Annotated in this window: 18 protein-coding genes; 6 read left to right on the top strand and 12 right to left on the bottom strand. The window is 39.8% G+C overall.

Annotated elements, in window-relative coordinates:
* Position 1 precedes the first annotated feature (1 nt).
* On the bottom strand, positions 2-3,493 hold the full coding sequence (locus J2X69_RS12140) for a PVC-type heme-binding CxxCH protein (protein ID WP_310103606.1): 3,492 nt from the start codon (positions 3,491-3,493) through the stop codon (positions 2-4).
* 163 nt (positions 3,494-3,656) lie between these two features.
* Between J2X69_RS12140 and J2X69_RS12135 the strand changes: the two genes are divergently transcribed.
* A complete protein-coding gene (locus J2X69_RS12135; RefSeq protein ID WP_310103605.1) occupies positions 3,657-4,529 on the top strand; it encodes an AraC family transcriptional regulator in 873 nt (290 codons plus the stop codon).
* Positions 4,530-4,535: 6 nt separating this feature from the next.
* On the opposite strand, the gene J2X69_RS12130 is transcribed toward J2X69_RS12135, so the two are convergent.
* The 5 genes from J2X69_RS12130 to hxlB form a co-directional block, all read right to left on the bottom strand.
* Complete coding sequence (locus J2X69_RS12130; RefSeq protein WP_310103603.1) at positions 4,536-5,216, bottom strand: LytTR family DNA-binding domain-containing protein; 681 nt, start codon at positions 5,214-5,216, stop codon at positions 4,536-4,538.
* 67 nt (positions 5,217-5,283) lie between these two features.
* Positions 5,284-6,681: a histidine kinase gene (locus J2X69_RS12125; RefSeq protein ID WP_310103601.1), complete on the bottom strand. Its 1,398-nt coding sequence runs from the start codon at positions 6,679-6,681 to the stop codon at positions 5,284-5,286.
* Positions 6,682-6,707: 26 nt separating this feature from the next.
* Entirely contained in the window at positions 6,708-6,854 is a 147-nt protein-coding gene (locus J2X69_RS12120) for a hypothetical protein (RefSeq protein ID WP_310103599.1), read from the bottom strand.
* Between the two features lie 1,346 nt (positions 6,855-8,200).
* The gene (hxlA, locus tag J2X69_RS12115) at positions 8,201-8,830 is read right to left on the bottom strand and encodes a 3-hexulose-6-phosphate synthase (RefSeq protein ID WP_310103598.1); all 630 of its coding nucleotides are present in this window, start codon (positions 8,828-8,830) and stop codon (positions 8,201-8,203) included.
* 44 nt (positions 8,831-8,874) lie between these two features.
* Complete coding sequence (gene hxlB / locus J2X69_RS12110) at positions 8,875-9,465, bottom strand: 6-phospho-3-hexuloisomerase (protein ID WP_310103597.1); 591 nt, start codon at positions 9,463-9,465, stop codon at positions 8,875-8,877.
* Positions 9,466-9,598: 133 nt separating this feature from the next.
* Between hxlB and J2X69_RS12105 the strand changes: the two genes are divergently transcribed.
* The gene (locus J2X69_RS12105; RefSeq protein ID WP_310103595.1) at positions 9,599-10,525 is read left to right on the top strand and encodes an AraC family transcriptional regulator; all 927 of its coding nucleotides are present in this window, start codon (positions 9,599-9,601) and stop codon (positions 10,523-10,525) included.
* 727 nt (positions 10,526-11,252) lie between these two features.
* On the opposite strand, the gene J2X69_RS12100 is transcribed toward J2X69_RS12105, so the two are convergent.
* The 6 genes from J2X69_RS12100 to J2X69_RS12075 all read right to left on the bottom strand — a co-directional run bounded on the left by J2X69_RS12100 (position 11,253) and on the right by J2X69_RS12075 (position 19,511).
* Positions 11,253-12,719 carry a DASS family sodium-coupled anion symporter gene (locus tag J2X69_RS12100; RefSeq protein ID WP_310103593.1) on the bottom strand — a complete coding sequence of 489 codons (1,467 nt, stop codon included), beginning with the start codon at positions 12,717-12,719 and terminating at the stop codon, positions 11,253-11,255.
* 126 nt (positions 12,720-12,845) lie between these two features.
* A complete protein-coding gene (locus tag J2X69_RS12095; protein WP_310103591.1) occupies positions 12,846-14,480 on the bottom strand; it encodes an Eco57I restriction-modification methylase domain-containing protein in 1,635 nt (544 codons plus the stop codon).
* Positions 14,473-15,060 (bottom strand): HNH endonuclease signature motif containing protein, encoded by a 588-nt coding sequence (locus J2X69_RS12090; protein ID WP_310103589.1) that lies wholly within the window; start codon positions 15,058-15,060, stop codon positions 14,473-14,475. Before J2X69_RS12090 ends, J2X69_RS12095 begins: the two co-directional genes overlap by 8 nt.
* Complete coding sequence (locus tag J2X69_RS12085) at positions 15,053-15,700, bottom strand: hypothetical protein (protein WP_310103587.1); 648 nt, start codon at positions 15,698-15,700, stop codon at positions 15,053-15,055. The genes J2X69_RS12090 and J2X69_RS12085 overlap by 8 nt, the downstream gene beginning before the upstream one ends.
* A complete protein-coding gene (locus tag J2X69_RS12080; protein ID WP_310103584.1) occupies positions 15,687-18,254 on the bottom strand; it encodes an ATP-binding protein in 2,568 nt (855 codons plus the stop codon). The genes J2X69_RS12085 and J2X69_RS12080 overlap by 14 nt, the downstream gene beginning before the upstream one ends.
* Positions 18,255-18,860: 606 nt before the next feature.
* Positions 18,861-19,511: a hypothetical protein gene (locus J2X69_RS12075; RefSeq protein WP_310103583.1), complete on the bottom strand. Its 651-nt coding sequence runs from the start codon at positions 19,509-19,511 to the stop codon at positions 18,861-18,863.
* Between the two features lie 174 nt (positions 19,512-19,685).
* Between J2X69_RS12075 and J2X69_RS12070 the strand changes: the two genes are divergently transcribed.
* From J2X69_RS12070 to J2X69_RS12055, 4 genes are all read left to right on the top strand, one after another.
* Positions 19,686-20,105 carry a helix-turn-helix transcriptional regulator gene (locus tag J2X69_RS12070; protein WP_310103582.1) on the top strand — a complete coding sequence of 140 codons (420 nt, stop codon included), beginning with the start codon at positions 19,686-19,688 and terminating at the stop codon, positions 20,103-20,105.
* A 124-nt stretch (positions 20,106-20,229) separates the two neighbouring features.
* The gene (locus J2X69_RS12065) at positions 20,230-20,772 is read left to right on the top strand and encodes a hypothetical protein (protein WP_310103581.1); all 543 of its coding nucleotides are present in this window, start codon (positions 20,230-20,232) and stop codon (positions 20,770-20,772) included.
* A gap of 4 nt (positions 20,773-20,776) precedes the next feature.
* Positions 20,777-21,259: a helix-turn-helix transcriptional regulator gene (locus J2X69_RS12060; protein ID WP_310103580.1), complete on the top strand. Its 483-nt coding sequence runs from the start codon at positions 20,777-20,779 to the stop codon at positions 21,257-21,259.
* The gene (locus J2X69_RS12055) at positions 21,256-21,711 is read left to right on the top strand and encodes a preprotein translocase subunit SecB (RefSeq protein WP_310103579.1); all 456 of its coding nucleotides are present in this window, start codon (positions 21,256-21,258) and stop codon (positions 21,709-21,711) included. Before J2X69_RS12060 ends, J2X69_RS12055 begins: the two co-directional genes overlap by 4 nt.
* The last annotated feature ends 224 nt before the right edge of the window (positions 21,712-21,935 follow it).

Genomic DNA, 21,935 nt, shown 5'->3' with positions numbered 1-21,935 from the left:
CTTATATTACCTTCATTATTCCGTTCATCGACTTCCAGTGATTGGGAAGAGTGCATACGAAAGGATATTCCCCACGCTCGGATGGTACTGTCATGATGATTGAATCTTCAGAATTTGGAAAAACCAAGCCGGTAGATGCCAACACTTCGGGAATGTTAGGCACAAAGCCTCTGTCCATGCCGGTCAAATCCTTAGCCATCTTCATGGCAGCTTCGCTGATTTTCTCAAATGATCCAATAGTACCGAAGATCAGGTTATGCTGCACGTAGTCCGGGTTTTTGAAATCCACCACTAATTTACTGCCTGCACTTACTATGAAAGTAGGCTTGTCAAATCTCATCTCATGAGGAACTGCAGTGAGGGTAATCATTCCGTTTTTCACTACTACCTCTTCTTCCAGTGAAGCAACAGCTTTATTCTCCTCATCTGAAGTAGGTTTTTTCAGGTCTAGGCTTGAGTCATTTCCGATTCTGCCGGAGAATCTCCAGTTTCCTTCATAGTCTCCCACCTTATTTCCTGAGTCAAATTGTCCAATTCGAACATTGTCCGGAGCCATTGGAGTGGAGAAAAGTCCTTTGGTTTTGCCTTTGGCCACTTCCTTATCGTCAATTTTCAGACTCATGTTTCCACCCTCCAAAAGAGTTGCTGTAACCCAGAATTTCTCTGAAGGCAAGTTCTTTTTAGAACTGATGATTTTGACATCGCCTTCCTGAGCTACTGCAAAGTGAAGCGCATCCTTGTACACATACAAGCTGTAGCCATTTACATTATTACCCTGAGCTACCATTACCCCATCCAGAGGGTCTTTGCCGGGGGTTACTTCCATCTGAATTGTAATTTCCTTCCCGGAGGGATCAGGTGGGAAAAGAAGGGCATTTCTCGTGTTTAGGGAATAGAGTTCTGATACAAGGCTCTTGGAGATCCTATCGGCAATTCCCATGTCTGTACCTTCCGCCGGCTCTTCCGGTGTCGGTCTACCTTCAAAAGCTGAAGGGTGGGTCAGTGCCGCAGCAAAGATGGCCTGTGGCAAAAACTCATCTTTGGCGTTGTCAGCGTTATCAGAAATAGCTAAGAGCTTTTTAGAGACATCCGCCGAAGTAGGCATCTCTGACACTGCCAAAATCGCAAATTTTCTTACCTGAAGACTTGGGTCTTCCATCAGGTTGGCTGCCATGATTGCATCCAAAGCAGCTTGGTTTTTAGGTATTACTCTTGCAGCGTTTTTTCTAACTGCCGCAGAAGGATGGTTTAGTGCTTTTTCCACCACGCCCTGAGCTTTGGCATTATTTCCCTCCAACTCTCCAAGACCTTTCAGGGTCCACATGGCATTGATAGCCGGACCGTTGATGCCGGCTCCGTCTACTTCCTGAGAATTGATCAATTCATATAGACCTTCTATGGTTTCTTTATTCTGTTTTTCTACGATCAATCGCTGCGCAGTAAGTCTCCAGAACAAATTATCACTCTTCATCGCTGCCAGTAAGCCCTTGGCATCCGCATCTTTCAGATCAAAGGTTTTGGAAGATTCTCCACCTTTATAGGTAAGTCTGTATATTCTCCCATGCTTGCTGTCACGCAGAGGATTGACGTAAGCATTTCCTTCACCGTTGTCAAATCCACGTGGGGTAGGATTATGCTGTATGATAAAGTTGTACCAATCTGCCACCCAAAGTGAACCATCAGGACCAACTTCTGCGTGTACCGGGCTGAACCATTCGTCGGAACTCTGCAAAATATTAAAGGCATTTTTTTCGGTAAATCCTGATCCTGCCTCAATCAGTCTGTTGTTGTGAAGAAGACGTCCGGTAGGCTCTGCGACGAACCCGATTTTATTCCAATATTCTTCAGGGAAATTTCGGGCAGTGTAGATGTTGTGTCCAGCTGCTGCTGTATAGCTTCCATGCCAATCGACCTGTCTTAGGAAAGGTGTGATATGCGGCATATCAAAGTGCGTATCTATCCCAATTGCGGTGTTTGGAGTACCCTTATAAATAGTTCTTTTTACATATTTATTATCCATTGCCAGGTAGACTGAGTGCTGACCGTTTGCAGTGGAAATGAATGTTTCGAAATCTTCGGAGAATCCAAGTCCCCAGGTATTATTACTGGTACGTCCAAGAAACTCCATGTTTTCTCCGGCAGGATCAAATCTATACACACCTTGGCTGAAGTTATATTGCTTGCCGCTCACTGTACCATTGAAGCCGGAATAACCCAAAACGCCCCAAATTTTGTTGTCAAAACCATATTTCAGGTTGGACGGACCGGCATGTGTGTCGCTTTTGCCCCATCCGGTCATAATCACCTCGCGAACATCCGCTACATCGTCTCCATCGGTATCTTTTAGAAATACAAAGTCAGGAGCCATGGATACCAGCATTCCGCCATTCATTGCTACAATCGAAGTAGGGATGTTCAAGCCATCAGCAAAAATAGTTACTTTATCTGCCTTGCCATCTCCATTGGTGTCTTCCAAGATCTTGATTACGTCATCACCGCCATCCTTGCGGATTTCATTGGGATAATCCACGGTCTCGATCACAAACAATCTTCCTCTCTCATCCCAAGTGAAGGCTATAGGATTGATGATCATAGGCTCGGAAGCGAAAAGCTCTAAGTCAAAACCTACCGGTGTCTGTACCAACCTCATAGATTCTTCAGGGGAAAGAGGTAGCTGGAATCTCGGTGCAGGATCTCTATTTTCGTAGTTCGGGATATCTGCATCCTCAAATTGTGGCTGGGGAATGTCGTATGCGATCAGCAGCTTATTTACATCATTTCCTACGGCCCAAAGGATACCATTCGCTATCAGTTGCTGAAATTGCTCTTTCTCCCAAGTTCGCTCATCATGACCATAGGCAGTGTAGAATACGCGTCCTTTCCCTTCATTTCTAATCCAGGTATAAGGCTCCCTGTGATCGCCTTCTACCCGCTCCATCAGTACGTGCATATCCGGATTGATATTGCTGTGGACATAGGTCTCATCCCAAGTTTCAAATTCGCTGATACCCTGCATTGCCGGGTGTTCTGAATCTATGATGTCCACTGTAAAATCTCCGGCGCCATGCGTACTAAACTGTCCGCCCACAGCCGAAACAAACCAGTCTGAGTTACGGAAACAAAAAGAGGCGCTGTGCACCGGAATCAAAGCCTTGCCACTCTGCACATAATCTTTCAGGGCAGTTTCCTGCTCAGGCGAAATCTCATCATGATTGGCATAGATCATCAATCCATCGTAATTGTTAAGTTTGGTAGGATTCAGGTCTGCTACATCAGAAGTGTAAGTGAGGTTGATTCCCCTTTGGAATAAAGGAGTCTGAAGGTACATCATCAACTTTTCCGAGTTGTGATGCTCACTATCATGACCCAATACCAGTATTTCTACTCTACGTGGATCTGTGGATGATAGGAAGTTTGTGTTGCTTTTGCCACCGCATCCCGCGAGGAAAGCAAGCATGAGAATCACCAAGCCAAAACATGGTGATTTAGGCACTTTTGGGGTTTTAAAAATCATATCAGAATTTGAACATTATTTAGCCTACTAAATTCATGTATAAATTTGATCCTTTCTCCCTGTTTTAGCTTGAAAAATGACTGAATTATGATTAATTACGCCTATAAAGCTTACAAATAGTAGAATAAATCAGATAAAACCAATGAAGAAGCCGCTGCAAAAATCCAAAATCCCAAGTAATAAAGTTTTTGTTATCAAGGAATTGAGGGAGTCCTATCTGGACAAATACTGGCATTCTCATGAAGAGTATCAATTGAACGTAATTCTGAAGGGTAGGGGAACCCGGTATATCGGAGATCATATGAAGCCTTTCAAAGAAGGTGACTTGGTGCTTACCGGGCCAAATCTTCCACATGTCTGGCGAAGTGATAATGCTTATTTTGATCAGGAAAATGGATTGGACACTCATGATATTGTCATTTATTTTCCTGAGAGTTTTATGGGGAAAGATGCTTTGCAAAAGGAAGAATTCGAGGAAATAGGAAAATTGCTTGCCAGAGCAGATAGGGGATTGGAGATCACAGGGCAGACCAATAAGACAGTGGTGAAAATGATGAAAGACCTGGTACACCGCAAGGGTGGGGCGAGTATTATTGGCCTCTTGGAGATTCTGGAAGTTTTAGCCCATTCCACCGAACTGGAGCCCATTACACATATAGATTATAAGAGTAATTACACCGCCAACGAAAAAGACAAAATTTCGGAAATACTGGAATATGTCCTGAAAAACTTCAAGGAAAAAATTACCCTTCAGGAGGTAGCGTCTCTTGCCAATATGTCTGAAAGTGCTTTCAGCCGCTATTTTAAGTCAAGAGTGAATAAGTCCTTCTCCGATTTTCTGGGGGACGTCCGGATCAGCAATGCCAGAAGACTTCTTCATGACGAAGACTTGAACATTAGTCAGGTTTGTTACGAAAGCGGTTTTCCCACGCTTTCCAACTTCAACAAGCAGTTTAAAGACCGAATCGGCAAAACCCCGCTCAACTATAAAAAGGAATTCATGGATACATTTTGAAAGATATCAGTTGTTTTCGAATTTCTCCATCACCTGATCCAGGTACGTGCTGCTGACCGGAAAAGAATGGATGTCTATCAAAAGTTGGTGCCGCTCGGCTTTTTCCACCATTCTCATATTTACGATATAGGAGCGATGTGTTCTGATAAAAAAAGAGGGGAGAGATTTTTCTATTTCGGCCAGCGTCAGGCGGCTGATGATTTTTTCATCCCGAAGGTGAAAAGTTACATAGTTACCGGTGGCCTCACAGCACATCAGCTCATTAAATCTCAATTTAAGCTGTCCTTCGGTAGTTTTCACGTAGATAAAGAGCGGCTCTCGGGAAGGCTGAAGCTCCAGCCATTCCTGTGCTTTTTGACAGGCCTTGAGAAACCTCATCAGGTTAAATGGTTTCAATAAATAATCAAGCGCATCGAGTTCAAAACCCTGAACCGCAAAGTCTGAATAGGCCGTGGTGAAGACCACAAGTGTTTCCTTCGGTAAAAGTGCCGCCAGTTCCACTCCACTGATATCCGGCATATTGATATCGAGAAATACCAGCTCCACAGAATTGGTTTTAAGGTATTCCAATCCTTCCACACCATCAGTGAAAACCGCAACCAACTCTAAAAATGGAACTTTGGAAGCGTGGGCTTTTATTACTTCCAAAGCCATGGATTCATCGTCTATCGCAATGGCTTGGATCATTGTTTTTTTATTGACTTGAAGGGTGGATTACGCTGAAATTTTATTTTACTCATACCGGGCAGCGAATTTAAGACAATTGTACACCTAAATGAACAAAATGCTCGGTGTCATTTGCCACGATGGTTAAGGTGTGTTTATCCGGATAATAATAGGTCAATCTGTTTTTGACATTTTCCAAGCCTATCCCGGATTCATCCCGGGGATCTTCCGTTTGCTTTTTAGGATGGATGCTATTTACCACATCCAAATGGACAGAGCCCTTAAGGCATCTCAGATTAATTTTAATCCAGGATTTGCTTTTAGTGCTGATGCCGTGCTTAAAGGCATTTTCGACGTAGGGGATCAGCAACATGGGCGCAATACTGCCCTCGCAGACATCGTCGGTTAGCTTGATCTCTACCTCCAGATTTGATTCGTTTTTGAAGCGCAGCATCTGCAGATCCAGGTAATTCCTCAGGTAATCAATCTCTCTGTTAAGGGGGATTTTATCCATGTGGTTTTCATGCAGCATAAAACGCATCATATCACCGAGTTTTTGGATCCCGTCCGAGGTTTTCTCAGCACCTTCCATCAGTGCAGCTCCATAGAGCGTATTCAGCGCATTGAAGAGAAAGTGTGGATTGATCTGGGATCTGAGAAAGCTCAAGTTTGCCGAGCTTTGGTTTACCTGCAGGGAAAGATCATCGATTTTACCGATGTAATCCTCGTATTTTTTGAAGATGAGATTGGATAATGGGAAAATGACGAAAATCAGCAATAGAATCATTCCCAAACCAAGAAGCATGATTTCAGGAATATGCTGTTCTGCCGCAATGATGAAAAACACCAGAGCAATAATCGAAATAAGACCCCATAGGAACCAACGATATGCTTTGATATTCCCCGACTGCCGGTTTTTGTAAAGTAAATAATAGTTATACAATACAAAGAAAATCACTCCTGGTAGCACTATAAAGAGAATAATCAGAGTGCCTTGGTTCACAAAGATCTGTGAAGCAATCAAGAAGATCACAGCAAAAATTACTATTGTCAAGAGCCGGACTCCATTATAAAGATGATAGTCCTTAAAAGTCGGTGGCAAAAGCATCTTTTTCAACAGGATGGCTGTCAGCAAATAACCTGGATAAAGCGCCAGCATACTAAAGTAAAACCTGAAGAACCTTTCGGCATCAGTACCTATGCCCGCAGCACAAACTCCCGAAAGTGCACCCGTGATGACTGCGCAGAGAATACTGAACAGGATCAATCTAACTACTTTCTTGTCTGCCAGATAGTTAGGTATGATCACCAGATGTATTACATAAAAACCTATATAAATCACGATAGGCATGAACACAGAACCAAAGAACTTATCAATCTGGTCATAATTGGCTCCTGACACGATATTGGTCAGCACAATAATCAAAAAAACAAAGGTAGCTATCCACCATTCTATGTCTCTGAATACAAATCTTCTCGATTTCATATATTACTGTAAATTAATTTGTTGACTTATCTTGATTCAATCAGATTTGTAGTAATGTTCAAGGTAATCTTTTCTTCTTTCTTCTTATCCTGGCTACATGAAGAAAACAGCAATACCAGATTGTAAATAAGTGCCAAAAGTATAAGCAAATAATAGACTTTCTTGGTGTTCATTTGATTCTCTTCCTAATTGATAGTTCAAGATTACCTGTCCTGGAAAGTCTTTACAAAAGTATGTGACGAAACGTGGGGATTATGGGATGGATTGTGAGTTTGGATGGTGCGTTTGGATTGAATCCCGCAAAGGCGCGGCGGCGCAAAGGAAAAATGGAGAGCGAGGCTAGAGCTCGTCATTGCGAAGCTGAGGCTATCCGTCATCGCGATCCGCCTGAGGCGGAGAAGCGATCTCGTAGTAAGGAGCACACTCATGAGATTGCCACGTCAAAAACAATTCCCGTTGGTCATTGGTTTTTCCTCGCAATGCCGGGCAAAGCAATGAATTGACGAAGTACGATTGACGATTTACGGGATCACCTATAACCTTTGAGGTATTTTTATCCTCGAAGGTTTAATAGTAGCTCCCGCAAAGGCGCGGTGGCGCAAAGGAGAATTAGATGCTTAGACAGTCTTCTACCTAGTTCGTCATCGCGAGCGAAGCGCGGCGATCCCGTAGTAAGGAGCACACTCATGAGATTGCTTCGTCAAAAACAACTCCCTTCGGTCATTGGTTTTTCCTCGCAATGACGGACAAAGCAATCTTATTGTATTTACAAAGTACGAATGACGATTTACGGGATCAACGGAAAGTGAAGATTTATTCTAAGAAGCTGACTCAATTAGTTGTTTGGAGAATATCGAAGGATCAGCTTAATGTGCCTAGATTCACTAATGCCGTAAATCGTACTTCGTAAATCCAAAATCAGAAAAGATTGCCACGTCAAAAACAATTCCCTTTGGTCATTGATTTTTCCTCGCAATGACGAATAATGAAGGAATGGAATCTGACGAGCCTATGAAGTTCAAATAAATGTACCCATTATCAAGAATGCCGTAATTCCCATATCGTAAATCGTAAATAAACTAATCTCGAATCTCGAAGTGATCCACACTTCAGTGGCTATTTCGTCATCGCGATCCGCCTGAGGCGGAGAAGCGATCCCGTAGTAAGGAGCACACTCATGAGATTGCTTCGTCAAAAACAATTCCCGTTGGTCATTGATTTTTCCTCGCAATGACGAACACCGACCTATGAAGTTCAAATAAATGTACCCATTATCAAGAATGCCGTAAATCGTACTTCGTAAATCGTAAATAAGCTAATCTCGAACGCCGAATGATGAATATCGAATTTCGAAGTGATCCAAAATCAGAAAGGATTGCCGCGTCAAAAACAATTCCCTTTGGTCATTGGTTTTTCCTCGCAATGACGACAAAACAATGAATTGATGAACTTACCGAAAAGCCCTTGCAAAATCATTTTACAAGGGCTTTTTTTAAAATTCAAATTAATATTTTTAGCGTTATGCGCTTAGCAAATCTCTCAATTCCTTGGCTGCTTGAGCTGGATCCTCAGCACCATAAATTGCTGCTCCGGCTACTGCTACTACAGCGCCCGAGTCTTTTACTGCCTTAATGCTGGTACGGTTTACACCACCGGCAATGGAAACCGGGACTCCGGCACGGGAAGCTTCATCGATCAATACTTGGATGGAATAACCTTCTTCAGCTTGCTCGTCTAGGCCCGCATGTAATTCTACGAATTCCACACCTAGCGCAATAACCTCTTGCGCACGTTTTACGCGGTCTTTTACCCCGATAGTATCTACAACAACCGCTTTACCATAGATTTTTGCTGCATTTACTGCTCCTATGATCGTGGAATCACCTGTTGCTCCTAAGATAGTGATGTAATCAGCCCCGGCTTTGAATGCCATTTCTGCCTCTAGGGCTCCGGCATCTGCGGTCTTAAAATCAGCAAAAACCAGTTTGTCTGGAAATGCATTTTTCATAGCAGTGATCACTGCCAAGCCCTCGCTCTTGATAAGTGGAGTTCCTAATTCGATAATATCTACATAAGGAGCTACTTTAGACGCCAATGCGATTGCAGCTTCAGTAGTTAATAAGTCAATTGCTACTTGTAATTTAGCCATAGTATTCTTGTTGATTTAGTTTTAAATTTTATTGAGAGGGGAAGCTATTCCATGTTAGAATGGCGCTTCCACAATTCTTCGGCGGTGCTGCCGTCATTTTTCCACAGTACCTGAATCAACGCATCAAACATAATTAACAATGCCTGTTCAAATAAGCTTCCCGCATACTGAGCAGAGATGCTTTCATTTGCCAGTTGCTTTTGCGCTGCCGGAAGTATCACCGTAGAATCTGACAATTTGGCCAAGGCAGAATTCCCGTCGGTAGTGAAGCAAATAATACCTGCTTTTACTTTCTGGGCGGTTGTAGCTGCATTTACAATGCTTTTGGTAGTTCCGCTTCCTGATCCTGCTATGAGCAAATCTCCCTCGCCGATAGCAGGCGTGGTGGTTTCCCCGATTACATTGACTTTAAACCCCAGATGCATCAATCGCATGGCCGCAGCTTTCATCATCAATCCACTGCGTCCCATTCCCATCACAAAAATCTGATCCGCGGCTTTGATCTGAGGGATTATAGCTGCCAGTTGAGAAAAGTCCATGTGGTTGCTCAGGTTGAGATGCTCCTTATAGATAGCAGCAAGTGCGGAGGAGAGTTGGGTATCTAAGTTGAGGATTGGTATAGCTGTATCTGCCATCGATTGTTTTTATTCCTGTGTTGATTTCAGGTACAAAGCTAGGTTGATGGTCAGGAGCTACTGTTATACAATCTGATACTTGTGTGGTACTATTTGCCAAACAGCAATCGCCATGTGGTAAAATCGTCTATTTATGTGGTACATTTCGGAAACTGAATGCTTTCTCACTCCTGTGGAGAAAGCTCAAAGCGTTGGTTTTTACCCGAAAACATCAAGTATGTTAAGTAATAAAGTTTTATATATCAGAGATTTGGCGGACTGTCCTCCGTCATATTTGGATGATCCGGCGAGGCGGGAATTCTTCGAAATAGTCTGGTTGAAAAATGAGGAAGCGCTTCATACAATACAGCATGACTTTCAGACATTGAAAGGAGACTGGATTTATTTGATTCCGCCATACCGCGTTCATCAGTTGAATAAGGCAGGGAAAAAGGGTGTTCTGGTTTCTTTTAAACAAGAGTTGCTGGAAGATGACCTCAAGGAATTTTTGCTGGATGTTTTTCGGATCTTTAATATCCAAGGGGAATTTTCCTGTCTACAGGTAAATGAAGAAACTGCAAAAAGCCTGACTTCCGTCTACAGATTGATGGAAGAGGAATATAACCAGCTTTCAATCAATTTGATCATGCTCAAGGCGCTTCTTAAGGTTCTCTTACTAAAATTGATACAGCTCAAAGAGCACCATTTTACCTTACAGGATATTCAAGAGAAGCGTGTGTATGAATTTATGATGCTGCTGGAGCTTCATTATCATGAAGAACGAACGGCGGACTTCTATGCGGAAAAACTAGGCATCAGTGCAAAACGGCTAAATCAAATCCTAAAAGAGAAGCTGGATAAAACTGCAGTGCAGTTGATTCATGATCGGTTGATTCTGGAAGTGAAGAGGCAAATTATCCACAGTGAGAATACAATGAAGGAGATTTCATTCAATCTGGGTTTTAAAGATCGGTCATATTTTAGCAGATTTTTCAAACAACACACAGGCCAAACTCCCCAAGAGTTTCAGATCAAAGTAAGAAACCATGTATTGGAGCGGGAAAACACACTTTTTGAGTGATATAATAGTAGCTCCCGCAAAGGCGCGGTGGCGCAAAGGAGAATCGGTTATCCGTCAATTGCGAAGCTGAGGTACGAAGCTGAAGCTATCCGTCATCGCGATCCGCCTGAGGCGGAGAAGCGATCTCGTAGTAAGGAGCACTCATAAGAGATTGCCGCGTCAAAAACAATTCCCTTTGGTCATTGGTTTTTCCTCGCAATGACGGACAAAGCAATCTTATTGTATTTACGAAATACGAATGACGATTTACGGGATCAACGGAAAGTGAAGATTTATTCTAAGAAGTTGACTCAGCTAGTTATTTGGAGAATACTGAGGGATCAGCTTAATGTATCTAGGTTCAAGAATGCCGTAAATCTCATATCGTAAATCGTAAATAAGCTAATCTCGAACGCCGAATGATGAATATCGAATATCGAAGTGATCCAAAATCAGAAAAGATTGCCGCGTCAAAAACAATTCCCTTTGGTCATTGGTTTTTCCTCGCAATGACGACGAAGCGATGAATCCTAGAGTAAACCACACATCATCGGTTATCCGTCATCGCGATCCGCCTGAGGCGGAGAAGCGATCCCGTAGTAAGGAGCACACTCATGAGATTGCCACGTCAAAACCAATTCCCTTTGGTCATTGGTTTTTCCCCGCAATGACGAACACCGACCTATGAGGTTCAAATAAATGTACCCATTATCAACAATGCCGTAAATCCGATATCGTAAATCGTATATCAAAACGGATTGCTCATCAAATCAATTCCCCACAGCAAGGGAAGTAAGAAATACACCATAAAGGTTGCGAGAATTATGGAAATGATATTCAGCCAAAAACCGGCACTCACCATATCCTTCATCTGCAAATAACCCGAACCGAAAACCACGGCATTGGGCGGAGTGGCCACAGGAAGCATAAACGCACAACTTGCCGCTAAAGTAGCCCCAACCATCAGTCCAAAAGGATGCAAATCCAGTTTGAATGCCACTGAAGCCAGAATCGGGAGCAACATGGAGGCTGTCGCTACATTGGAGGTAACCTCGGTGAGGAAATTAACCGAAGCTACTATTATAAGGAGTAAGGCTATGTAGCTGATTCCTTCCAGCAGCGTGAATTTCTGGCCTATCCATTCCGCAAGGCCTGTACTCTGAAAACCTGCGGCCAAAGCCAATCCGCCACCAAACAGGATCAACACCCCCCAGGGGATTTTCTCGGCAGTTTTCCAGTCCAAAATCCGGACATTCTTGGTAGAGGAGGGGAGGACAAAAAGTATAACTACTCCTATTAATACAATGATCGTATCGTTTATTTGCGGTAGGAATTTCTCCAAAAAGAAGCTTCGTGTAATCCATGCCAAACAAACCGTTCCGAAGACTATCATCACGGTTTTCTCTTCGAAGTTAATTTTCCCAAGCGCTTCCAATTGCTTGGAAACGATGTTTTTACCGTCATTTAGACTGAATTTTTTAGGAAGTGGATTGGCAGAAGAGACCAGATAATACCAGCAGATAATCAGTAAGACAGATGCTAAAGGCAATCCGAAAAGCATCCACTCGTTAAAACCTATGGTGTAACCATACAGGTCAGAGATTACAGCTGCTAAAATCGTATTGGTAGGCGTGCCGATCAGTGTGGCGACTCCGCCGATAGAAGCTCCATAAGCGATCCCCAACATAATATTTTTACCCAAACTATGGGCAATCACCGAATTAGAAGAACCTAGTTGATCCTTAAATTGATTCACTACAGCCAAACCGATGGGAAGCATCATCAGCGAGGTCGCAGAATTGGAAATCCACATGGAGAGAATTCCTGTGGCAAGGATAAATCCCAGAACTATACGTCGCAGATCAGTGCCTAATAAATTTATTATGTTAAGTGCAATTCTGCGGTGTAGATTCCATTTCTCAATTCCTGTAGCCAGTAGGAAGCCACCCATATAGAGCATAACTGTAGGGTGCATGTAATTGCTCGATACATCGACTATAGGCAAAATCCCGAGCATAGGCATAAATATCAGCGGGAGAAAAGCCGTGGCTGCAATAGGGATCGCTTCAGAGATCCACCAGATTGCCATCCATGCAGCAAGTGCCAGCATGGCTCGGGCTTCGGGAGTCAAACCTGGAGAGTCAACCAAAAAATAAATCAGCAGAAAAGCTACAGGTCCAAGAAAAAGCCCCAGACGGGGAAGTTGATTATTCATAAAGCTTACAGGTCGGGGTATAGGGGAATCAGAGCCTTAAGTTAAAAATAAATGGGAAATGGAGGAGTATTGATTTTTCTATTTAACATAATATAAATTATGTAACAATTACTGTAATTATTTATTTCATGCCGATTCTACAACTTCATTTTTTTTACACTTTGTCCTTCTATTAAACAATGCTTTTCTCATATTTCTAAGTTCCTGAATAGTTTCGTTCTCAATATCTGGAAGTAACAGAGGATCAGTAAAATTGAGAATTTCATCCAAAGTCGATCCGTTATTAAAAAGAGATTCAAGCTCATCATATTGATCTTGAGTTATTAAATCAATATATGGAATATGCAAAGCTTTAAATTCAGTTGGAATCAATTCTAGGACACCACCTCCATAAAATCTACCTTCCAATTCGGCACGAACTAATGTTAGTGAATTGTAAAATGAAAAAACAAGATTTCTGATATTATATTCTTTCTTCGAAATTACTCTATAAAAAGAATCCGTTACCAATACATCTGCATTATTTAAGAAAATACGGGGAAACCAATGACTTCTCTTACAGAATATTGCTTCAGAACTCCATATACTTGGTACATGGTACCAATTGATCCTCCTTTTCATTTTATATCGTTCATGAAGATTTATATCCTCTCCTTCTTGAATGAAATTTTTGGCACCTTCTGAAAGCTGACTCTTAGGTTTATTATCAAAACACACTAAATTAACAGATCTATCGGCATCTCTTAATTGATCAAAACTTTCCTTACTAATTGTTATGGTGTTGTGAATAATATTACTTTTCTGAAGTATAGGTTTTATGTAATCATTTATATTATAGTGAAATAAATCTGATTGCTTACGAATGAAATAACTGTTGGCAGCAGTTACAATCCCTACTTCTGCCCGCTGGCAATAATAACTTATGGGTTGTAACTTTAGTTTATTTGAAATATAATCAATAACATTTAATTGCTGATCACTTAGAATATAATTAGTCCATTTGTCTAGCTTTTCTCTATGAACATTAAAGTTCATTTCTGTATAGTTTGGGATTTTTAGGTCGTCCAACCTGTCAACCTGATAAAAGCTAACTCCATGTTCAGTCTGAATAGTATGCTTTTTTATCCCTATTATTGCCACAACATCTTGTTCTGCATTTTCAAAAATGAGCTCATTGAAAGCAAAAATCTCCACCCTTTCAAAGCTGTCTAGTATTAATTTCCGTAATCCGCTAGTATATTTTACCTGAAGTAGCTCCGACGGTAAAACAAAGCACATAATACCATCATCACTCAAATTCTCAATCGACTTTATCAAAAAAGTTGGCCAAATATTTTTAACTTCACCAGAGATATTTGAAGCACAAATGTTTTTACATTTTCTTATCTGTTCATCAGACAAATATTTTTTGCTGATATAAGGAGGGTTTCCAATAATTAGTGAGTATTTTTTTTTGAAATCCAAATCTAGAAAGTCAAAATTCAGAGGGTTAACATATTGTGAATTTACATTCTTGTTTTTTGTGGCTTTTATATATGATTTTTTAAGTTCATTGGGATCTATTTCAACCAAGTCAAGCGTTGATTTTCTATTAATTAAGTGTTGTCCAAGTACCTCAACAAACTCCCCATCTCCGCAACTTGGTTCTAAAATAGAAAGATCATCCTGCTGACCTATGTATTTAGTAAATATATGATCAACCAAGAACTTTGATAATATACTTGGGGTATAGTAAGATCCGGTATTTTTCTTCTCAGACATTAAATAGCTTATTCAAATACACCTCTTCAATTTCATATAGTGCCAGCATGCTTTCGATGATTATTGGGTTGTCTGGTTTTTCTTGTCTTATTGTTTTAGCTTCTTCAATAGCATTTCTTATTTTTTCTAGTAGCCATAGAATCGAATGCTGGACATTATACAGAGACAATTCGTTATACATCCACTTCCCTAAAGGAGTTACCCAGTAGATTTCACCATTATTACATTTAGCAAAGTGACGACTATAATCATCACTTGTGGGATCTATAAATCCTTGATCATTAATAATGTCAATATCCTCATTATTGGATGGCCATTTACCCGATTTTGACCTATTGCAAGACTTACATGCATATGCGAGGTTTGAATAATCATTCTGCGAAATATTTCGCAGTACTCTCTTTGGTCTCCAATGGTCAATTTCAAAGTCGTTGGATCTTCTCAAATCAAAAGAGTCACAGTAACCACACCTCTGATTAAAGTCCTCTCTAATAGTATCAAAAAAATCTTGATATCTTGGTCGTTGCTCTTGTTCACTTCTCTTTGGATGAATTGACCTGAATTCTGAAAGTCTAAGCATCTTTAATCCTTTTTAATATTTCATCCACTTTTAGATTAGTCTCCTTAAGACTCGATAAATATTCCTGTGTATTTAGGACTTCTGGCAAAGCAGTTCTTCTACTATCTAAGTCAATTAGAAATTTCTTGTGAATAAACAGTTCATTCTCTTCATCAATTGAGATTTTATATGCCTTCTTCTTTTCAGTTAACTCTTCCAATCTTGTTTTTGCTTCGTCTATGTCCTGCTGATAGTTATTTATCAGTGTTTTCAACTTCATTCGGAAGTCATTACTACGTTTCTCGTCTTGTTTAATAGATTTATCATTGATCATGTAAATAATCTCATTCTCAACTTCAGGTATTACTTTATCTTCCTTTGCGGTGTATATTATCTTTGGAAAATAGGGTCTTATTTCATGAAAAACCTCTATTAAGTCACTCCCTTCAAACCGAACACCCGTTTCCGACAAATGATAATCAACTACAAGGCACTCAATATCAGAATCAAGTATTTGATTTAATAAATCGTCCATTGATGTTTCTGGAGTTACCTCGAATAATTCGACAACAATATCATCTTCATCATCTTCCATTAGGTTTTGAAAGTCGATTCTTTCCGCTTCTTGTTCATCTATATATCCAATCTTATAAGTGGCCATTGGTCTGATTTCTTATGGTTCTATCAAATGAGAATTTAATTGCAAATCCAGTCTTAGGGCTCAAAAGCTCAACCTCCCCATTATAATCTTCAATTACATTTTTAACCAGATACATCCCTAAACCAGTACCTATTTCATTACCTCTCTTATCTCTTTTAGAAGTTACAAAAGGTCTGAAAATCTCATTTGGATCGTCTGCAAATACATCAGAAAGGCCAATGCCATTATCGGAGTAAAAAATACTTACTTGTCCATCTGAGAATGACCATTCTATTTTCACTTCTCGTTGATACTTCTCTTTGCGTAATTTAAAAGCCTCTAGTGAGTTAGTTAATAGATTGTTGAAGATTGAATCCATATCAATCTCAAATGCTCTTAAATTATTATTTTTATTCTTGTTTCCGCACAGTACAAGATTTACATTTCTTTCTTTCAAAACAAATTTCCAGTTCTTACCAAACTGCTCGAAGTAATTACCAAAATTCAAATTCTTCCGTTTCCTTTTATCAGTCTTAATGGAGCTCAAAGAATAGTCTATCCAGCCTTTTAGTTTATCATGATCTGTCCTAATAAACTCAATTAATTTAAATGGATTCTTATTGTCAGCAAGCTCTTTGATTTGCTCTTTAGTAATTAGGGAAGCTAGATGTTTTTCTAAATACCTTAATCTTGGTTGAAGGTTATTACTGATTGCTTTGAGTTCATGATCAAAAGAGGCAACAATTAGCCCAAGGCTAGCGAGACTTCTCAGCAACCTTAGCTCAACATCCTTTTCAGACTCTTCTTCTTCTTTCTCTTTTTCTTGTTCAGTAGAAAATTCGGAGAGTTTTCTTTCAATTATAGAGGTCGTATCCTCAGATGACTGCTTATTCTCTTGCCCTTCTCCTTCTTTATTTTTGTTCTGTTCTTCTATTAGTTCTTTGGCAATTGCCTCAGCCTTCTTTCTTAAATCTTCCTTCTCTCTCTTTTCTCTTTCCAGTTTAGCCTTCAAATAAAACGGATGAAGAATCCTACTGCGGTCATATTCAAATTCACTTATAATACCAACTATGATTCTTTTGAATGTTTCAAACGTAGTATTTTCAATAAGGGAACTTCTATCTGACTTATCTCGGAGATTTGGATTAAAGACTCTTGAAACGTCTATTACCCCAGCAATTTGTTTTGCACGCACCCTCCAATCCCCAACTCTTTGACCTGCACTTGCAGGGCTTGAAGCTTGTCTTTTACCAAGGTCAAGCCAGTCATCTCCAGGCTCTCCATATGGTCTTACTCTAAAATGATCTCTGTATATTTTTATACCGCCAAATTTTTCAAATGACTTTGCAAATAGAGAGTAATCATTCTCATAATAAGGGTAACTTTTGAAATCTTCTTTACCGGGCTTAGATAGTTTCGTGAAATAAAAATTAAACTTAAAATCTCCCACATCCTTTAGAAATTCTTCTCCATCTTCCTTTCTCCACTTTAGAATTTTGGTAACATCTTTTTCAAATTCAAATCCCCCTTTTTTCAAAGTTTCTAGATCATAAGGATTGTTTGATTCAACTATGGAGAATACATCTTCAAATTCCTGCATAGTTCTTTCTATATCAAGTTCTTTTCTCTCAATTTTAAGTTTAACCTTGAGTTTACTTGCTATATACTCAGACTCAACTTTGTACTCATAGTGATTGAAATAATTTGATGAGACCTCTCCAAACTCACTTTCTTGGTTTAAATCAAATTGATAAATAAAGAAGAGTCCTAACTCTTTTGGCGGTATTAAGGATTCCAAACTTTTAAAAAGTTTCTGAAGGCTTAATTTGTCCCATTGATCTCTTAAATTGGAAATCCTAATAATTGTGCCATGACTGAAATCATAATCATCATTATTAAGAACTTGATGTATGCTTTCACTTGAAAATTGATTTTTTAGATACGTTTTATAATCAAATCCTTTAATTTCCTCTAAGTCAGCTTGTACGTCTGAAAGAGTTCTTCCTTGCTCCTCAAATTGCTGCCAATTCATTGTCCAATCGTGAGCTTCCCCTTTTCCATCAATTGGACATGTAATCATGTTTGAGATTAAACCTAAGCGATCCAAAGCAAATCGTCCTAAACCTTTCGCTCCTGTTTTAATTCTACCCTCTTTACTTGTAAATTCAACTAATTTATTATCAGTACCAATCTTCATCCATTTATTCACTATGGTTTTTTCATCCATACCTTCACCATTATCAACTATATAGATTGAATTTTCGCTATTAAATATTTCCGTAAGTTGTTTGAGCATATCTCCCTCAGGTGCTTTAACAAGTCTATATTCGCCTTCATTTTGTTCATATGAGGATGTGATTAAAGTATGTTTCATATGAAGGGACTCATATGCTCCTGAAGAAATTATCTCGGGAATACCATAATATTTAATATCAAAAACAACCAACGAAACTTTACCGTCAGCGTCATAACAGTTTTTCACGAGTTCAATGATTGCCCCTTCGGCATTAGAAAAATTCTCTTGCCCAATCAATCTTGCCGTTCTGGCAGAAACTTCAAACGATATCTTGGTCATTTTAAATTTGTTTGTATGATGCAATTAGGTCTCTTACATCAACGTGAACTATTTCAGCAATCCTATTTAAATTTCGAAGACTTGGTTGAGTTTTTTTGCACATATGAATTGGTCATATTGTAGCTTTTATTGAGCTTCTCAGCTAGCCAAGATTGTTTAATCCTCTTACCCTCAAGTACTTATTTTATTCGATTCATCATCTTTAAAATTGACGAAAGTGGAAGATAACTATATTGTGATATTTATCTCAAAATTTGAGATGTTTATTTAGGGCAATAGGATTTTGACTTGTGCATATTTGCCCGCACACATTTGCCATTCCCACTACCTTCCCTCCTGCCAAAATTGTCAAAAGAGTGCTCGTGACTGCTAAGAAATGAAGTGACTGCTTCTAAGGAAAAAAAAGGCCTTTACGCTAAACTATTAATGCCAACCCTGAACCGAAGCTATATTAACATAACACAGGCCATTATGTAACAAATTTGAAAGGTTTATATTGGAGATGTAAATCCTCCCAAGCCAGTGGAGACTGATTCACAGACGTTATGGATTCTATTTGATGGCATCTTCGGATCCAACCCCCAGCTACTTGGGTAAACTCCCCCCTCAATCCCCAAAATAAAAATACACCGCATCTATAAAGCACCGCATCATAGCTGCCCAGATCATCAGCTGCATATGTTCCTTGAGCTTGGGGTCATTTTCCAGAGCATAAATTTCCTCAGGACGTATATCAGGCCCCACGTTCTTCAACTTATCCATAAACTCTCGAAAGTAGGAATCGCCTACAATAGACGTTATCGTATGCAAAAATTCCTGTTGTATTTCCCCATGACTGACTGTATCCAAGATCAATGAGATGATTTCCAGATTGGAATCCTCCGGATCTATCTTCGGCCAAGCGGCAGAAGGGTTTTGGTAAAGCTCCTCTCCCACCAGGCTCCAGATTAAATCAAGTAACGTAAACAGTAAGAACCCAATTTTAACCATGCTACGGCATTCTTTATCGCAGACGACGAGCAATGGTATCTTCCCTTTCAGGATATCCTCAGGGGAATAGTCCTCCATTAATTCAGGCATACTAAAAAAATTCCTTAAGGCACAATGGTCTTCCCTTTTCCCCAACCAATGTAAAATGCCCTCTATATGCACATCAGCAGTAAATTCGGTAAATAGAATCCGAAAAGTTGCTTGGGCTTGATCTGTGCTGCTTACCGGATTTTTGAATTGTGGTCGGTTTTTCTTTCTTGTTGCCATATCTTAAAGTACAATGAGTTAGACGGCAATAATCAGTTAAGCTGACTTAGTGTACTATTCCTGAATCGGATATTTTATTCCGGTAGAATGGATATTTTAGACGTAAGTTCCCGTTTTGAAATAGGCTGATTTAGGAAATATGGCTTAACTTTAATCGTAATTAAATCTGAACAAATGGAACCAAAGATACACGAGGGACGAAATGTGAAACGTTTTCGGGAAATGCTGGGCATCAAACAGGAAGCTCTGGCCTATGAATTGGGCGATGACTGGAATCAGAAGAAAATCTCCCAATTGGAGCAAAAGGAAAGCATCGAGACGGCACTGCTCCAAGAAATAGCTGACGCGCTGAAGATTCCTGTGGAAGCCATCAGAAACTTTGATGAGGAACAGGCAATTACTTTTATCTCAAATACTTTTAATAACCACGACCAGTCAAGTGGTATGAATTATCATCCGACCTACAATATAAATCCTTTTGAAAAATGGCTTGAAGCCATGGATGAAAACAAAAAGCTGTACGAACGTATGCTAAAGGAAAAGGATGATATGATTCTGACGTTGCAGGCGATGCTGGAGAATATAAGGAAATAGTATTCGTCCACGAATTGTAAGTCCGATACTTTTATCTCCTTAAGTAAATTTCCCCTCCTGCGTGTCATTCGGCCTGGGAATAGTAAATTTATTTGAGCCAAATGTAAACCTGTAGGTTGACACTATGAATATTGTTAGTATATTTGAGCGATCAAAGGACAGTCTTTATGCTGTAAAGTATGATGAGGAGCCGTTGGATGCGCTGGAATTACTACAAGAATACTGGTCTGATCCTGAAGAATTGCACAAGTTTTTCAAGAAATATAAAAAGGATTATGAAGCTTATTATGGGAAAGCCAAAATTAGCCAGATTGTCGAAAAAGCAATTGACGATGCTGATCTCCTATTTGAAGCCTTATTCAAATTGGCTGAAGATGAATCAGGAAAACATCTAGGCGAATTTTTTAAACCCCTACACAACAAGGAAGCAGGAAAAGCTTATGAACTACAACAACTTAAAGCATACGGTAGGCTAAGTAATTCATTTCTGAGGATTTACGCCATTCGGTATGGTAATTCGTATGTAATTACGGGTGGAGCGATCAAGTTGACTGATCAGATGAAAGACCGCAAACACACGAAGGAAGAGCTCTATAAGCTCAATTTAGTAAGAGCTTACCTCAAAGAGCATGGTGAAGAAGGAGAGTTCGTTTACTTAGATATTTAAGACAATGAGCAAGACAGAAGAAAAGTTGAAAAACCTGGCGGCAAAGAATCCCCCTTCCAACTGGAAGGAAAAAGTTGCCTATAGAAAAGAAAACAAGGCGTGGCTTAAGAAGTCAACACGGATTGCATTGCGCATTTTGGATGCCTTGGATGATAAAGGCTGGAAACAAACCGACTTAGCCAAAGCCCTCGGTGTGACCCGTCAGCAAATAAGTAAATTGGTAAAGGGGCAGAATGATTATAAGCTTTCGACCATTACCCAATTGGAAAAAGTATTGAAGATCCAGTTACAGGCTATTTTGGCAGAGAATGAGCAGGTAATGACTGAAGAGATGATAAAAGAAAAAGTAAAGGAGGAAATCACTGATTACCATCGCAAATTGACTCTGACCCAGCAATACTTTGAATTAAAGAATCAAAAACCAAATCCTCATACAGTTATGGCGGTAGAGCCAAGTGCTGAGGATGGATATGCACTAGCAGGATGAAAGCAAAATTCTCCCCCCTTCAATTATTGGATTTCAAACTCTTGGAGTCGCATTATGAGTTTATTGTGCCAGAGGACGAGGCTGTGGAACCTTCACAACTATTCCTTATATATCCTGTTGAAATAGATTTTGACATGAGTCCCATCGAGGAAGATGGAGAAATTCAGTTGATCACTAGGATTGAAGTGAATGTAGAGGATGGGAATAAAATCCCGGGATACAAGTTGATGGTAGAAGGTGGTGGCACCTTCAAGATCAGTGAATCCGAGGAAATAGAAGAAGGCCTGCGTAACAATCTCTTGAAATTTTCCACCTTAAATATGATGATCAATAACCTTCGTAATATTATTTATCAGATCACCAATTTGGGTCCTTTGGGCGGTTATTTACTACCTCCTATTGATATTACAAAGTTGCTTAATGATAAGGCTAAGGAGCAAGAAGTTAAATAACTTGGCTGTTTTTTTCTGATTTCCAATCTTAAGTAAGGAACTCATGCTGAGCATGACAAAATTAAGGATATTGGACCATCTGAAACATGATCAAATCAGAAAAAATACAATTAGGGGTTAGTGAATCAGTTAGGCTATACTATCGAAGATTGACTATAAAAAATTATTTTGACCAAGAGTCGAATTTGTACCTGCTGCGTTTTTAACTTATGTTGAATTAGGAT

This window comes from Algoriphagus sp. 4150 (genome assembly GCF_031457395.1).
Lineage (GTDB): Bacteria > Bacteroidota > Bacteroidia > Cytophagales > Cyclobacteriaceae > Algoriphagus.
The sequence above is the reverse complement of the archived record's forward strand: the minus strand, read 5'-3'. Positions and strand labels throughout refer to the sequence as shown.

Bases quoted from the DNA above. Each gene is read 5' to 3' on its own strand.
- J2X69_RS12135 (WP_310103605.1), top strand. From the start codon at position 3,657: ATGAAGAAGCCGCTGCAAAAATCCAAAATCCCAAGTAATAAAGTTTTT.
- J2X69_RS12130 (WP_310103603.1), bottom strand. From the start codon at position 5,216: ATGATCCAAGCCATTGCGATAGACGATGAATCCATGGCTTTGGAAGTA.
- J2X69_RS12125 (WP_310103601.1), bottom strand. From the start codon at position 6,681: ATGAAATCGAGAAGATTTGTATTCAGAGACATAGAATGGTGGATAGCT.
- J2X69_RS12120 (WP_310103599.1), bottom strand. From the start codon at position 6,854: ATGAACACCAAGAAAGTCTATTATTTGCTTATACTTTTGGCACTTATT.
- hxlA (WP_310103598.1), bottom strand. From the start codon at position 8,830: ATGGCTAAATTACAAGTAGCAATTGACTTATTAACTACTGAAGCTGCA.
- hxlB (WP_310103597.1), bottom strand. From the start codon at position 9,465: ATGGCAGATACAGCTATACCAATCCTCAACTTAGATACCCAACTCTCC.
- J2X69_RS12105 (WP_310103595.1), top strand. From the start codon at position 9,599: ATGTGGTACATTTCGGAAACTGAATGCTTTCTCACTCCTGTGGAGAAA.
- J2X69_RS12100 (WP_310103593.1), bottom strand. From the start codon at position 12,719: ATGAATAATCAACTTCCCCGTCTGGGGCTTTTTCTTGGACCTGTAGCT.
- J2X69_RS12095 (WP_310103591.1), bottom strand. From the start codon at position 14,480: ATGTCTGAGAAGAAAAATACCGGATCTTACTATACCCCAAGTATATTA.
- J2X69_RS12090 (WP_310103589.1), bottom strand. From the start codon at position 15,060: ATGCTTAGACTTTCAGAATTCAGGTCAATTCATCCAAAGAGAAGTGAA.
- J2X69_RS12085 (WP_310103587.1), bottom strand. From the start codon at position 15,700: ATGGCCACTTATAAGATTGGATATATAGATGAACAAGAAGCGGAAAGA.
- J2X69_RS12080 (WP_310103584.1), bottom strand. From the start codon at position 18,254: ATGACCAAGATATCGTTTGAAGTTTCTGCCAGAACGGCAAGATTGATT.
- J2X69_RS12075 (WP_310103583.1), bottom strand. From the start codon at position 19,511: ATGGCAACAAGAAAGAAAAACCGACCACAATTCAAAAATCCGGTAAGC.
- J2X69_RS12070 (WP_310103582.1), top strand. From the start codon at position 19,686: ATGGAACCAAAGATACACGAGGGACGAAATGTGAAACGTTTTCGGGAA.
- J2X69_RS12065 (WP_310103581.1), top strand. From the start codon at position 20,230: ATGAATATTGTTAGTATATTTGAGCGATCAAAGGACAGTCTTTATGCT.
- J2X69_RS12060 (WP_310103580.1), top strand. From the start codon at position 20,777: ATGAGCAAGACAGAAGAAAAGTTGAAAAACCTGGCGGCAAAGAATCCC.
- J2X69_RS12055 (WP_310103579.1), top strand. From the start codon at position 21,256: ATGAAAGCAAAATTCTCCCCCCTTCAATTATTGGATTTCAAACTCTTG.